The organism is Kitasatospora sp. NPDC101157, from assembly GCF_044768255.1.
In the GTDB taxonomy this organism is placed as follows: domain Bacteria; phylum Actinomycetota; class Actinomycetes; order Streptomycetales; family Streptomycetaceae; genus Kitasatospora.
The window spans coordinates 475,822-488,949 of the sequence record NZ_JBIWPL010000001.1 but is presented as its reverse complement, the minus strand read 5'-3'; the positions used below and the strand labels follow the sequence as shown (position 1 = coordinate 488,949).

Here is a 13,128-nt window from a genome sequence, read left to right as displayed (position 1 = left end):
CGAGGGGACGGATGATCCGATGAAGTCGCTGAACCGCGCCGTGGACGCCATCAGGGAGCAGGACGCTCGGATGGAGCGCCCGCCGCTGTACGGCGCGCGGATGTGGCGCCAGGTCGGGCACCTGATGCTCAACCTCCCGCTGGGCATCGCCGGCTTCGTGCTCTCGGTCACCGCGCTCTCGGTCGGCCTGGGCCTGTCGGTCACGGTGATCGGCCTGCCGGTGCTGGCCGCCGGGCTGGCCGGCTCCCGCGCCCTGGGCGCGCTGGGCCGCAACCGGGCCCGCGCGGTGTACGGCTCCCGGATCGACGACCCGCAGCCGGTGAAGCCGCGCCGCCCGGGCATGGTGGCGTACACCATCGCCCACCTCACCGACCTGCTGAACTGGCGCTCCGCGCTCTACAACGTGCTGATGCTGCCCTGGGGCATCCTGAGCTTCACCCTGGCCCTGACCTCGGTGATCGTGCTGTGGCCGGTGCTGCCGGTGGTGGTGCGCGCGATGGCGGCCGTCGACCGGATCCTGATCGAGTCGCTGCTCTTCCCCGGCGCGCTGGCCGAGCGGGTGCGCGAGCTGGAGGACGACCGCGGCACGGTGGTCGACACCGCCGCCGCCGACCTGCGACGGATCGAACGCGACCTGCACGACGGCGCCCAGGCCCGCCTGGTCGCGCTGGCGATGGACCTCGGCATGGCCAAGGAGCGGCTGCGCGAGGTGGAGACCCAGGAGGACATGGCGGTCGCCGCCCGGATGGTCGACAACGCGCACGGCGAGGTGAAGCTCGCCCTGCAGGAGCTGCGCGACCTGGCCCGCGGCATCCACCCGGCGGTGCTCACCGACCGCGGCCTGGACGCGGCGCTGTCCGCGGTCGCGGCCCGCTGCACCGTCCCGGGCGGGGTGAAGGTGAACGTCGACCTGGCCGGGCCGGACGGCGAGCCCGAGCGCCCGGACTCGGCGGTCGAGGGCATCGCCTACTTCACCGTCAGCGAGCTGCTGACCAACGTCTCCAAGCACGCGGGCGCCCGGAGCGCCTCGGTGGACGTCTGGCGCTCCGACAACCAGCTGATGGTGCTGGTGCACGACGACGGCAAGGGCGGGGCCGCCCCCTACCCGGGCAGCGGTCTGGGCGGGCTGGCCGAGCGGATCCGGGCGGTGGACGGGGTCTTCCTGGTGAACAGCCCGGAGGGCGGCCCGACCACCGTCACCGTCGAGCTGCCCTGGCGCACCCGCACCGCCCGCCGCCAGTAGTGCTCTGTCAGGAGGCCTGTCGGACGACGAAGAGCGCCGGGCCCCCGTCCGAGGCAGTGGACGGGGGCCCGGCGCCGGTCCGGTGCGCCGGACGGCCCGCGGAACCCTTGCACGGTGGGCGGGCCGGCCCGCGTACCGGGGTCGGACGGGCCCCTACGAGCCGCTCTCCAGCGTGCCGAGCGTGACGTCGGCGGTCCTGCTGTTGCCGTCCCGGGTGTAGGTGACGGTCACCTTGCTGCCCGGGGTGAGCGAGGCGAGCGCGGTGGTGAGCGCGTTCAGCGAGTCGACCGGGGTGTCGCCGATCTTGGTGATGACGTCGCCGGGCTGGAGCCCCGCCGAGGCCGCCGGACCGCCCTGGCTGACCGCCACGATCACCGCGCCGGCCGGCTGGAACTGCTGGTCGAAGGTGGTCCGGGCGGTGATGCCGAGCGCGGCCCGGCCGGAGTTGGTGACCTTGCCCTGCTTGATCAGCTGGTCGGTGATGTTGGTGATGGTGGACGCCGGGATGGCGAAGCCGATGCCGGGGGCCGCCGCGCCGTTGGTCTGCGGCTCGGTCGCCGCGAGGGTGTTGATGCCGATCACCTGACTGTCCAGGTTGACCAGCGCGCCGCCGCTGTTGCCCGGGTTGATGGCGGCCGAGGTCTGCACCATGTTGCCGATGGTGGCCCCGGGCGAGCCGCCGCCGCGGGGCTCGGAGACGGTCCGCCCGGTGGCCGAGACGATGCCCTGGGTGACGCTGCTGGCGAGGCCGAGGGGGCTGCCCATGGCGAGGGTGATCTGACCGAGCTGAACCTTGCCGGAGTCGCCGAAGGTGGCCGGTTTGAGGCCGCTCGGCGGACTGCTGAGCTTGATCACGGCGAGGTCGGAGTCGGGGTAGCTGCCGACCAGGGCGGCGTCCAGCGCCTTGGTGCTGTTGGCCAGGGTGACGGTGAAGGTGGTCGCGGAGCCCACCACGTGGGCGTTGGTGACGATGTCGCCCTTGTCGTCGTAGACGATCCCGGAGCCGAGGCTGTCGCCGGTGATGATCTGGACCACCGAGGGCAGCACGTCGGCGATCACCTTCTGGTACGCGTCCTGCAGCTGGTTGGCACCGCCCGGCTGGGCGCCGGGGGCGGAGGAGGCCTGCTTGGTGGCGCCGGACGGGGAGCCGGCCACCGACGATGCGGCCGAGGAGGAGGAAGAGGTGGAGCCGCTGCACCCGGCCAGCGCCAGCGCGAGCGCCGTCATGACCGCGACCGCACCCGGCGCGAGCAGCCGGCCCCGCGCCGCCCTGGGCCCGGTCGGCCGGGGACCGGCCGGCAGCGGGCGGTTGCGTTCCTTCGTTCGGCTCACCTGGCTGCCTCCGATTCGTCACCACGCCGAGGGCGCGGGCATGAGAGCAAAGGAATCTTTGTCAGCATTTCACCGATTTGTCCGAATTGCCGTACCGACTCGCCCGAACCCGGTGGCCCGAATTCGAACGCCTAGGATTGCCCCATGACTTGGTTGATCACCGGCGGTGCCGGTTACATCGGTGGGCACGTCGTCCGCCAGCTGCTCGACGCCGGTGAGCGCGTCGCCGTCCTGGACGACCTGAGCACCGGCGACGCCTCCCGGGTGCCGGCCGGCGTCCCGCTGATCGAGGGCTCGACCCTGGACCGCGCCGTCCTGGACGCCGCGATCCGCGAGCACGGCATCGAGGGCGTCCTGCACTTCGCCGCCAAGAAGCAGGTCGGCGAGTCGGTCGAGCAGCCGTTCCTGTACTACCGCGAGAACGTGATCGGCCTGCAGACGGTGCTGGAGGCCGCGGCCGAGGGCGGCGTCAAGCGCTTCCTGTTCTCCTCCTCCGCCGCCGTCTACGGCATGCCGGACGTCGACCTGGTCACCGAGTCCACCCCCTGCGCGCCGATGAGCCCGTACGGCGAGACCAAGCTCGCCGGCGAGTGGCTGGTCGCCGCGGCCGGCAAGGCGTACGGGATGTCCACCGTGGCCCTGCGCTACTTCAACGTGGCCGGCGCCGCCTCGCCCGAGCTCTCCGACGCCGGGGTGTTCAACCTGATCCCGATGGTCTTCGAGCGGCTGACCGCCGGCGAGGCGCCGCGGATCTTCGGCGACGACTACGCGACCCCGGACGGCACCTGCGTCCGCGACTTCATCCACGTCTCCGACATCGCCTCGGCCCACGTGGCCGCCGCCAAGCGGCTGGCCGCCGACCCGGCCGGCGAGACCGCGCTGGTGCTCAACATCGGCCGCGGCGAGGGCGTCAGCGTCAAGGAGATGATCGAGGTCATCGGCAAGGTCACCGGTTACGACACCACCGCCGCGGTGACCCCGCGCCGCCCCGGCGACCCGGCCCGGGTGGTGGCCTCCGCCGACCTGATCCAGCGCGAGCTGGGCTGGAGCGCGAGCCACGACGTGGCCGACATGGTCTCCTCCGCCTGGGAGGGCTGGTGCAGCCGCCACCCCGGGGCCCGCAAGGCCTGACCCGACAGCACCACCGGCACGGCGGTGGCCCCCCCCCCCACCGGGGGGGGCCCCCCCCCCCGGGCCGGGAGAGGAGGGAGTCGCTGTTCCGAAGGAGCGCGGCCGGGGCCGGAGGTGGGTGGGTGGGCGGCGGGTGAGGTGGGAGGAGGAGGGCGGGTGGGGGTGGGGGGGGAGGGGCGGGCCCCAAAGCGTCAACAATGTGACCAGGGTCACTATGTGCGGGCAATGAGTCTTGCCCGGTCCCCCGGTCTCCACTGCACAACCCCCAACAAGCAAGCCCCCAGAGGAGCACCCCATGCGCATCGTGATCAGCGAGTTCATCAGCCTCGACGGCGTTGTCCAGGCCCCCGGCGCTCCGCAGGAGGACACCGACGGAGACTTCACCCACGGTGGCTGGTCCCACCCGTTCTTCGACCCGGAGACCATCGGCCCGTTCATCAACGAGGCGATGAGCAGCGCCGACGCCCTGCTCTTCGGCCGCCGCACCTGGCGCACCATGGCCGCCGCCTGGCCCGAGCGGGCCGGCGATCCGTTCGCCGACCAGATGAACTCGATCAAGAAGTACGTCGTCTCCGACACCCTCGCCGAGGCCGACCTCACCTGGACGAACAGCACCCTCGTCCCCGGCACCGGGGCCGTCGAGTGGGCCCGGCAGCAGCGCGCGGCCGACGGCGGGGATCTGCTGGTCATGGGCAGCCCGACCCTCGTCCGCACCCTCCTCGGCGAGGACCTGGTGGACGAGCTCCGGCTCATGGTGATGCCCGTGCTGCTGGGCGGCGGCAAGTCGCTCTTCCCCGCCGACGGCGTACTGCGCACCCTGCAGCTGACCTCCACCACGATCGCCAGGACCGGCGTCCATCTGGCCACTTACCGCCGCACCGCCGAAGCCGACGCCTGAGCTCCCACCCGCGCAGGAAGTCGGCCCAGCCGACTTCCTGCGCCCGCCTCCAAGACAGCACCGCCTCGGGCCCCGGCGCGCCTCCGACCACCGGCCCCACCAGCGCCAACGCCCGCCGGACCGAGCCGCCCAACTCCCCGCAAGGAGCGGCCACCGCCTACCGGCCCCCGTGAAATACCGACGGAAGCAGTCCGGGGAGCGGGCACAATGGCCTAGTGATGGTGGGCCGTCCGGTGTCGGGGGGCCAGGGGATTGGAGGCCCGGGTGAGCGATCTTCCGCGCAAGGCAGTGACCCGCACGGCACGGCTCGCCGCCCTGCCGCTGGGGATAGCCGGCCGCGCCACGCTCGGACTGGGCAGGCGCATCGGCGGCCGCTCCGCCGAGGTGGTGACGGCGGAGCTCCAGCAGGCCACCGCCGACCAGCTGTTCAAGGTCCTGGGTGAGCTCAAGGGCGGAGCCATGAAGTTCGGGCAGGTCCTGTCCGTCTTCGAGGCCGCGCTGCCCGAGGAGGTCGCCGGCCCGTACCGGGCCGCGCTCACCAAGCTGCAGGACGCCGCTCCCCCGATGCCCGCCGCCAAGGTGCACGCCGCGCTGGCCCAGCGGCTCGGGAACGACTGGCGCGAGCTGTTCGTGGAGTTCGACGACCGCCCGGCGGCGGCCGCCTCGATCGGCCAGGTGCACCGGGCGGTCTGGCACGACGGCCGGCAGGTCGCGGTCAAGGTGCAGTACCCGGGCGCGGGTGACGCGTTGCTCGCGGACCTGTCCCAGCTGAGCCGGGTGGCCTGGCTGCTCGGTCCGCTGGTCCCCGGGCTGGACATCAAGCCGCTGATCGCCGAGCTGCGCGAGCGCGTCTCGGAGGAACTGGACTACGAGCTGGAGGCCCAGGCCCAGCGTCGGCACGCCGAGGAGTTCGCGGGCGACCCGGACATCGTGGTGCCGGTCGTGGTGGCGCAGGCCGACCAGGTGCTGGTCACCGAGTGGATGGACGGCACCCCGCTGGCCGAGGTGATCGCGAACGGCACCCAGGAGGAGCGTGACCGCGCCGGGCAGCTGCTGGCCCGGTTCCTGTTCGCCGGCCCGTCCCGGACCGGTCTGCTGCACGCGGACCCGCACCCGGGCAACTTCCGGCTGCTGAAGGACGACGGCCCGGCCGAGGGCTGGCGGCTGGGCGTACTGGACTTCGGCACGGTGGACCGGCTGCCGGGCGGGCTGCCCGAGCCGATCGGGGCCTCGCTGCGGATGGCGCTGGCCGGGGACGCGGCGGGCGTGCTCAAGATGCTCCGCGAGGAGGGCTTCGTGAAGCCCTCGATCCAGCTGGACCCGGACGCGGTGCTGGACTACCTGTTGCCGATCATCGAGCCGGCCGCCGTGGACAGCTTCCACTTCACCCGGGCCTGGATGCGCGCCCAGGCGGCCCGCATCGCCGATCCGCGCTCGCCCGCCTACAACCTGGGCAAGCAGCTGAACCTGCCGCCCGCCTACCTGCTGATCCACCGGGTGACGCTGAGCACCATCGGCGTGCTGTGCCAGCTGGGCGCCAAGGCGCCGTTCCGCGCCGAGATGCTGGAGTGGCTGCCCGAGTTCGCCGACGAGCCACCCGCGAAGCCCGCCAAGCAGGCCGAGCGGGCCCAGCCGGCCAAGACGGTCAAGCCGGCGAAGACGGCGAAGACGGCGAAGACGGCCGAGACACCCGAGGCGGCCGAGCCCGAGAGGCGCACTCCGGCGGCGGCCAGGAAGAGTGGCAGACCCGCCCGCCCCTGACCCGCTCCACAACGGCCGCTCCACAACACCCGCCCCACAACGGCCGCAGGCCGCTCCCCGCGAACGGGGGGCGGCCTGCGGCACGACGGGGGTCAGTCGGATCGGCGTCGGGGCGCCTACATCAGCGCGACGGCGAGCGCCTTGCGGGCCCGCATCGAGGCGCGCTCGGCCCGCTGCCGGAGCTTGCGCGCCCGGACGACCCGGCTGACGAGGCGTTGTTCCTCGGCCTCGTGGAACCTGTCTTGCATATGGGCACGGGCCAGGGATTCATGCAGAAGTTGCATTTCGAGGGTCCTGTTCTGGATCTGAAGTTCAGTGGTCTGCTCGGCGCGGACGGTGGGATCGATGGCGGCGGGGGTCATGTCGTGGTCCTGCTCGTGGTGCGTGCTCGGGAATGGGCGGGTGCTGGCCGCTGAGTCGGCCTTGGCGGCGGCGATCCGTACGGACCGGCGGAGGGCGGTGTCCAGCGGGGGCTGCTCTCCCCTGCGGACGGCCCTGACGTGGTCGGCGGGGTTCACGCCATGACCTCGGTCTTGCGCGGACGGCCACGCGGCCGCTTGCGGGCCACGACCACACCCTGGACGAACAGCTCGCCGCCCCAGACGCCCCACGGCTCGCGGCGCTCCAGCGCGCCGGCCAGGCAGGCCTCCTTCACCGGGCAGGTGCCGCAGAGGGACTTCGCGTACTCGACGTCGGCGGGCGTCTCCGCGAAGAAGACCTCGGGGTCGAAGGCGCGGCAGGGGATGGGGAGACCGAGCGCCTCGGCCTGCTCGATCGAGTTGAGCTGCATGAACGGAACCTCCGGGGGGTCGGCCTGGTCGGCCTTGGTGATCTGGCTTGTCGGCGGTACGGACGGGATGGGCGGCGTGATGACCGTGGACACTGTGGGCGTCTTCCTCGTCTTCTCAGTGGGTCCGGCCCAGTGGACTGGTGGTGCTGGGCCGGAGGCCCCGGGGGGCCTGGGTGGTCTTGCGTACCGGACAAAACAGAAGGGCCGCGGATCCCGGTGTGACGGGTTCCGCGGCCCTGGAGGTGCCGACCTGAGGCTGACTCAGGTTCGTTCTCTCCAGGGTTCAGGCCCGCGGAAGGCCCGCATCCGGATGGCCTCGGCGCCGATAAAGGCGGCCTTGGCCTGGTTGATCTGCTGCTCGTTCTGCTTCTGGGCGTTTCCGGCACCGATGACCTGCGCATAGCCGCCATGCATGGCGGCGGCTACGGCCGCCTTCGGTGCCTGGGTCGGTCGCACATCGCGCTCGGGGCGCGAGGCGTCGACCGACGCCCAGTCACGGGACAGACCGGTCTCGACAACGGTGCCTTCGACACTCCTGCCGCCCGTGAGGCACAGATCAGTGTGTCCAAGACCACTGACAGCGGAGGCGACGGAGACACCGGTGGCGTCGAGACCCAGACCGGTTCCACCGAGCTCGGCGAGCGCCCGCAGACGGGCGGCACGCAGGGAGGCAGCGACAACGGTCTGGCCAGTCATTTTGGTGATCATGATGTTTCCCACTGTCTTCGCCTCCTCTCGGCGTCTCGCGGAGCCTGGTTCCCCTGGCTCCGAATGTTCGGATGTCTGTCTCGGTAGAGCTGTGGGCGAGGGGGATCGGCACAGGTTTCACCCCGTGCGACCGCGTCCCCTTGACCGCTCCGGCAGGCTATTGCGCTCCCGGTATGCCGCGCAAACTATTTTTCACGCGAGTTCACGCGACTCCGTCCCGCGGCACGATCCGCGCGACGTCCGGCGACGGTCGCCACGACGTTCCGCGGCGGTCGCCACGACGTTCCGCAGCGGTTGCGAAGTCCCCCGAGCAGTCCCCTGGACCGCGCCCGTGCCGGCTCACGCCGGATCGACCGGACCGTCGTCCTCGACGCCGTCCGGATCCTCCTCGGGCTCCTCCCCCGCGCACAACGAGAGCACGGCCGACCCGTACTTGTCCAGCTTCATGGCGCCGACCCCCGAGATCAGGGCCAGTTCCTGGCGGCTGGCGGGCACGTCCTCGGCGATCGCCATCAGGGTCGCGTCGGTGAACACGACGTACGCCGGGGCGCCCTGCTCCTTCGCCTGCCGGGCGCGCCACTCGCGCAGCCGCTCGTACAGCGCCTCGTCCATCGTGGACGGGCAGTCCTCGCAGCGGCGCAGCTTGCGTTCGACGGCATCGGTGAGCGGCCTGTCGCAGACCCGGCACTTGACCGGGCCGCGGACCCGTCGGGCGGCCGAGCGCTCGCCGGGCTCGACGCTCCCCCGCCCGCCCCTCGCGCCGGTGCGCGCGCCCGGAGCGGAGGAGCCGGGGCGCAGCCCGTCCATGAAGCGGCTGGGTTTGCGGGAGGCGCGGCCGCCCGGGGAGCGGGAGAGGGCCCAGGAGAGGCTGAGGTGCTTGCGGGCGCGGGTGACGCCGACGTAGAGGAGGCGGCGTTCCTCCTCGATCTGTTCGTCGGTCTTGGCGTAGATGATCGGCAGGGTGCCCTCGGTGAGGCCGACGAGGAAGACGGCGTCCCATTCGAGGCCCTTGGCGGCGTGCAGGGAGGCGAGGGTGACGCCTTCGACGGCGGGGGCGTGCTGGGCGGCGGCGCGGGCGTCGAGTTCGGCGACGTAGGCGGCGAGGTCGGTGCCGAGGCCCTCGGCGGCGCGGGTGCGCTCGAACTCCTCGGCGAGGCGGACGAGGGCGGCGAGGGATTCCCAGCGGTCGCGGACGGCGCCGGAGCCGGCGGGCGGTTCGGGGGTGAAGCCGCGGCTGGCGAGGACGGCGCGGACCTGGCCGGCGAGGTCGGGGGCGCCGGCGGTGAGCGGGTCGGCGGCGGCGCGGGCGGCGCCGCGCAGCAGGACGCCGGCGTCGCGGACCTCGGGGCGTTCGAAGAACCGTTCGGCGCCCTTGAGCTGGTAGGGGACGCCGAGGTCGGCGAGGGCCTGTTCGTAGACCTCGGACTGGCCGTTGGTGCGGAACAGGACGGCGATCTCGCTGGCGCGCACGCCGGTGGCGAGGAGGTCCTTGATCCGGCGGGCGGTGGTCTCGGCCTCGGTGGGTTCGTCCTCGTACTCGGTGTAGACGGGTTCGGGGCCGGCCTCGCGCTGGGAGACGAGTTCGAGGCGGTGGCGGGCGGCCTCGCCGCGGGCCTGGGCGAGCAGTCCGTTGGCGAGGTGGACGACCTGGGGGGTGGAGCGGTAGTCGCGGACGAGTTTGACGACGGTGGCCTCGGGGTGGCGGCTGCGGAAGTTCAGCAGGTAGTCCGGGGTGGCGCCGGTGAAGGAGTAGATGGTCTGGCTGGCGTCGCCGACGACGCAGAGGCTGGCGCCGCCGCCGGGGCCGGTCCACTGGTCGAGCAGGCGCTGCTGGAGCGGGGAGACGTCCTGGTACTCGTCGACGGTGAAGTGCCGGTACTGGTTGCGGACCTGGTCGGCGATGTCCGGGCGGTCCTCCAGGATGGCGGCGGTGAGGAGCAGGACGTCCTCGAAGTCGATGGTGCCGCGGCGGCTCTTGGTCTCCTCGTAGACGCGGTAGACCTGGGCGGTCTCGGCGGGGTCGCGGGGGGCTTCCCGGCCGGACTTGGCGACGGCGGCGGGGTAGTCGTCGGGGCCGGTCTGGGTGACCTTGGCCCATTCGATCTCGGCGGTGAGGTCGCGCAGTTCGGTGCGCTGGACGCGCAGTCCGCAGCGGCCGGCGGCTTCGGCGACGAGCTGCACCTTGCGTTCGAGGAGCTGGGGCACCGGGCCGCCGACGGCGCGGGGCCAGAAGTACTGGAGCTGGCGCAGGGCGGCGGCGTGGAAGGTGCGGGCCTGGACGCCGTCGGCGCCGAGCTGCCGCAGTCGGCCGCGCATCTCGCCGGCGGCGCGGGCGGTGAAGGTGACGGCGAGGACCTGCGCGGGCTGGTAGACCCCGCTGCGCACGCCGTAGGCGATGCGGTGGGTGATGGCGCGGGTCTTGCCGGTGCCGGCGCCGGCGAGGACGCAGACGGGGCCGTGCAGGGCGGTGGCGACGGCGCGCTGTTCGGGGTCGAGCCCGGCGAGCACGGCGTCGGGGCCGGTGGCGGCGCCGGGGTCGGCCCAGGGGGAGCCGTGGGGGCCGTCGTACGGGCTGCCGCTCAAGAGGTCTTCCTGCATGCGTTCCATCCTCTCAGCCCGCTGGGACAACGACGGCGGGGTTGTCCACAGGCCCGGTGTGATCGCAGGATGATCCCTCCGCATCGCCCGGTCCGTTGCCGCGTGGACCACCGGTGGGGTTGCCGGAATGCCGGCCGCCCGGTGGACGTTGCGGCTGTGAGACCGTACGAACCCCTCTTTCGAAGGAGTCCCCTCGATGTCCGGCACCGTGACGATGTACAGCACGACCTGGTGTGGGTACTGCAACCGACTCAAGAGCCAGCTGGACCGTGAAGGCATCGGCTACACCGAGATCAACATCGAGGAGGACCCGGCGTCGGCCGCCTTCGTGGAGTCGGTGAACAACGGCAACCAGACGGTGCCGACGGTGCTGGTCCAGCCGGTGGGCGGCGGCGAGCAGGTCGTGATGACGAACCCGAGCCTGATCCAGGTCAAGAAGGCCCTGGCCGCCTGACCCGGCGCCGGGACGGCCGGCCGGCGTCGGCGCGCCTCACGGCGCGTCGGCCCGGGCCGGATCGACGGGGTTGGCGGGGGCGGGCAGGGTGGTGCGCGCGCCGAGGTCGCCGATGCCGTAGACGAGCCGGCTGCGGTCGGCCGAGTAGCGGGTCTCGATAACCCGGACGGGGCCGCGCCGGTCGTAGGTGACCCGGGTCTGGACCATGAGCGGGACGCCGGGGCCGCCCTGGAACCACTGGGCCTCCTCGGGGCCCGGCATCCGGGCGACGAGGTGGTCGACGGCGCCGACCTCGGTGCGGCCGAGGGCGGCGAGGACGGCTTCGTCCCCGCCTTCGACGGGGTCGGGTTCCATCAGCGGGGTGCCGGCGGCGAGGCCGGCCCGGTAGTGGCTCTCCTCGATGGAGTACGGCTCGCGGTCGAGCAGGCGCAGCTGGCGGCGGACGACGATGGCCTCGCCGGGGCGCAGTCCGAGGCGTTCGGCGATGTCGACGCGGGCCCGGACGATCATCATCTCGAAGTCGGTGCTGAGTTCGCGTCCGGCTTCGTCGGCTTCGCCGAGGTAGACGGCGGAGGGCGCGGCGAGGCAGTCGCGGGGGGCCGGGGGCAGGGCGGGCCCGTAGGCGCGGTGGTCGAGGACGGGGTGTTCGCGCAGGTAGGTGCCCTTGCCCTGGAGTCGGACGAGGCGGCCTTCGTTGACCAGGACGTCGACGGCGAGCCGGACGGTGTTGCGGGCGACGCCGTACTGGCGCTCCAGTTCGCTCTCGACCGGGAGGGCGGCGTCGGTGGTGAACTCGCCCTCGGCGATCCGGCGGCGCAGGTCGGCGGCGAGGCGCTGGTATTTGGGGGATTGGGCGGTGCCCCGGGGGATTGTCACCCGAGTGAATGTAGCGAGCGTGGTGACGCGGTTTCAGCCGTTTCCGGCAATGTCGTCCGCGCGGGTCGGCGGTGGGGGCCTCGGGGGCTCCTGCGGTAGCAGAACTGGCCCGTCCGGCCACGAACAGCCGGTCGTGGCGGATTCGGGAAGGGCTGGGAGGGAAAAGCGGGGGCGCGCGGCATAAGCCACGCGCCCCCTGGATGCGGAACCGCACCGAACTCACCGGAACAGCCCGGGGCTCACCGGAACAGCCCGGGGCTCACCCGAATCTCACCGGACTCACCGCAACCGCACGGAACTCCCCGCGGCCGCCCGGGATCCGTACGGGACTACCAGCGCGCCGCCGACGGCAGCCGCTCGCCGTACCAGAGTTCGACCAGGTGGCGGGCGATCGAGATGCCGGAGGGCGGCAGGATCTCTCCCGCCTCCATCCCGGCGCGCAGCTCCTCGCGGGAGAACCAGCGCGCCTCGGCCAGCTCCTCGCCGTCCACGGTGATGTCGGTGCCGCCGGGCAGGGCCTTGCCCGTGAAGCCGAGCATCAGGCTGGACGGGAACGGCCAGGGCTGGCTGGCGACGTAGCGGACCTCGCCGACCCGCACGCCCGCCTCCTCCTGCACCTCGCGGGCCACCGCCTGCTCGATCGACTCCCCCGGCTCGACGAAGCCGGCCAGCGTGGACCAGCGGCCCTCCGGCCACAGCGCCTGGCGGCCGAGCAGGCAGCGGTCCTGCTCGTCGGTGATCACCATGATCACCGCCGGGTCGGTGCGCGGGTAGTGCTCGGCCGCGCAGGAGGTGCAGCGCCGCACGTGCCCGGCGCCGGCCTTCTCGGTCGGGTGGCCGCAGCGCGAGCAGAAGCTGTGCAGCCGGTGCCAGTGCTCCAGGGCGACGGCGTGCACCAGCAGGCCGGCGTCGCGGTCGGACAGCAGCGCGCCGACCTCGCGCAGTCCGGCCGGGCGGGCGTCGCCGTCCAGCCGGCCGGGCAGGCTCTCGCCGGCCAGCGCGAAGTAGGAGACGCCGTCCTCGTCGGTGCCGAGGAAGTAGCGGTCACCGGTCTGCGGCGCCTCGAAGGAGGGCAGCAGGACGAGCTCGGTGCCCTGCGCGGTGTCGACGACGAAGGCCTCGCCGCCGGCGATCGGCAGGACCCGGGTGGCGGGGTGGCTCCAGGCGGCGGCCAGCCAGGGCTCGTCGAACCGGTGCTCGGCGGCCCGGTCCACCCCCGCCCTGGCCAGGGCCAGGGCCTGCGGGCGCTCGGTCTCAGGCACGGTGCTCACTTCGTTCCATCCCCACGTGGTGAATCATCCGGATGAGTGATCTGACTGCGGTGTGCGCGGAAGGGC

At 72.9% G+C, this 13,128-nt stretch carries 12 protein-coding genes; 5 read left to right on the top strand and 7 right to left on the bottom strand.

The features are described from left to right. Window positions 1-19 precede the first annotated feature (19 nt). Complete coding sequence (locus ACIRVF_RS02180; RefSeq protein ID WP_402812424.1) at window positions 20-1,243, top strand: sensor histidine kinase; 1,224 nt, start codon at window positions 20-22, stop codon at window positions 1,241-1,243. A 153-nt stretch (window positions 1,244-1,396) separates the two neighbouring features. Here ACIRVF_RS02180 and ACIRVF_RS02175 read toward each other — a convergent pair whose 3' ends face one another. Continuing rightward, window positions 1,397-2,470: a S1C family serine protease gene (locus ACIRVF_RS02175; protein WP_402812968.1), complete on the bottom strand. Its 1,074-nt coding sequence runs from the start codon at window positions 2,468-2,470 to the stop codon at window positions 1,397-1,399. A 249-nt stretch (window positions 2,471-2,719) separates the two neighbouring features. On the opposite strand from ACIRVF_RS02175, the gene galE reads away from it, so the two are divergent. The 3 genes from galE (at window position 2,720) to ACIRVF_RS02160 (ending at window position 6,365) form a co-directional block, all read left to right on the top strand. Continuing rightward, complete coding sequence (gene galE, locus ACIRVF_RS02170) at window positions 2,720-3,706, top strand: UDP-glucose 4-epimerase GalE (protein ID WP_402812421.1); 987 nt, start codon at window positions 2,720-2,722, stop codon at window positions 3,704-3,706. Between the two features lie 295 nt (window positions 3,707-4,001). Next, entirely contained in the window at window positions 4,002-4,604 is a 603-nt protein-coding gene (locus ACIRVF_RS02165; protein WP_402812419.1) for a dihydrofolate reductase family protein, read from the top strand. Between the two features lie 264 nt (window positions 4,605-4,868). Further along, window positions 4,869-6,365, top strand: a complete 1,497-nt coding sequence (locus ACIRVF_RS02160) for an ABC1 kinase family protein (protein WP_402812416.1) — start codon at window positions 4,869-4,871, stop codon at window positions 6,363-6,365. A 116-nt stretch (window positions 6,366-6,481) separates the two neighbouring features. On the opposite strand, the gene ACIRVF_RS02155 is transcribed toward ACIRVF_RS02160, so the two are convergent. From ACIRVF_RS02155 to ACIRVF_RS02140, 4 genes are all read right to left on the bottom strand, one after another. Beyond that, window positions 6,482-6,727, bottom strand: coding sequence for a hypothetical protein (locus ACIRVF_RS02155; protein WP_402812966.1), 246 nt, complete (start codon window positions 6,725-6,727; stop codon window positions 6,482-6,484). Between the two features lie 152 nt (window positions 6,728-6,879). Next, entirely contained in the window at window positions 6,880-7,248 is a 369-nt protein-coding gene (locus ACIRVF_RS02150; RefSeq protein WP_370863281.1) for a WhiB family transcriptional regulator, read from the bottom strand. Window positions 7,249-7,416: 168 nt separating this feature from the next. Further along, window positions 7,417-7,863: a hypothetical protein gene (locus ACIRVF_RS02145; protein ID WP_402812414.1), complete on the bottom strand. Its 447-nt coding sequence runs from the start codon at window positions 7,861-7,863 to the stop codon at window positions 7,417-7,419. A 339-nt stretch (window positions 7,864-8,202) separates the two neighbouring features. After that, complete coding sequence (locus ACIRVF_RS02140) at window positions 8,203-10,470, bottom strand: ATP-dependent DNA helicase UvrD2 (protein ID WP_402812411.1); 2,268 nt, start codon at window positions 10,468-10,470, stop codon at window positions 8,203-8,205. Window positions 10,471-10,657: 187 nt separating this feature from the next. Between ACIRVF_RS02140 and ACIRVF_RS02135 the strand changes: the two genes are divergently transcribed. Beyond that, complete coding sequence (locus ACIRVF_RS02135; RefSeq protein ID WP_030287501.1) at window positions 10,658-10,915, top strand: mycoredoxin; 258 nt, start codon at window positions 10,658-10,660, stop codon at window positions 10,913-10,915. 36 nt (window positions 10,916-10,951) lie between these two features. Here the strand turns inward: ACIRVF_RS02135 and ACIRVF_RS02130 are convergent, their stop codons facing one another. Both ACIRVF_RS02130 and nudC read right to left on the bottom strand, forming a co-directional pair. Beyond that, entirely contained in the window at window positions 10,952-11,791 is an 840-nt protein-coding gene (locus tag ACIRVF_RS02130) for a GntR family transcriptional regulator (RefSeq protein ID WP_402812407.1), read from the bottom strand. A 329-nt stretch (window positions 11,792-12,120) separates the two neighbouring features. Beyond that, window positions 12,121-13,062, bottom strand: a complete 942-nt coding sequence (nudC, locus tag ACIRVF_RS02125; protein WP_402812404.1) for an NAD(+) diphosphatase — start codon at window positions 13,060-13,062, stop codon at window positions 12,121-12,123. Between the last annotated feature and the right edge of the window lie 66 nt (window positions 13,063-13,128).

Bases quoted from the DNA above. Each gene is read 5' to 3' on its own strand.
- ACIRVF_RS02145 (WP_402812414.1), bottom strand. From the start codon at position 7,863: ATGATCACCAAAATGACTGGCCAGACCGTTGTCGCTGCCTCCCTGCGT.
- ACIRVF_RS02140 (WP_402812411.1), bottom strand. From the start codon at position 10,470: ATGGAACGCATGCAGGAAGACCTCTTGAGCGGCAGCCCGTACGACGGC.
- ACIRVF_RS02155 (WP_402812966.1), bottom strand. From the start codon at position 6,727: ATGACCCCCGCCGCCATCGATCCCACCGTCCGCGCCGAGCAGACCACT.
- galE (WP_402812421.1), top strand. From the start codon at position 2,720: ATGACTTGGTTGATCACCGGCGGTGCCGGTTACATCGGTGGGCACGTC.
- ACIRVF_RS02175 (WP_402812968.1), bottom strand. From the start codon at position 2,470: ATGACGGCGCTCGCGCTGGCGCTGGCCGGGTGCAGCGGCTCCACCTCT.
- ACIRVF_RS02135 (WP_030287501.1), top strand. From the start codon at position 10,658: ATGTCCGGCACCGTGACGATGTACAGCACGACCTGGTGTGGGTACTGC.
- ACIRVF_RS02180 (WP_402812424.1), top strand. From the start codon at position 20: ATGAAGTCGCTGAACCGCGCCGTGGACGCCATCAGGGAGCAGGACGCT.
- ACIRVF_RS02165 (WP_402812419.1), top strand. From the start codon at position 4,002: ATGCGCATCGTGATCAGCGAGTTCATCAGCCTCGACGGCGTTGTCCAG.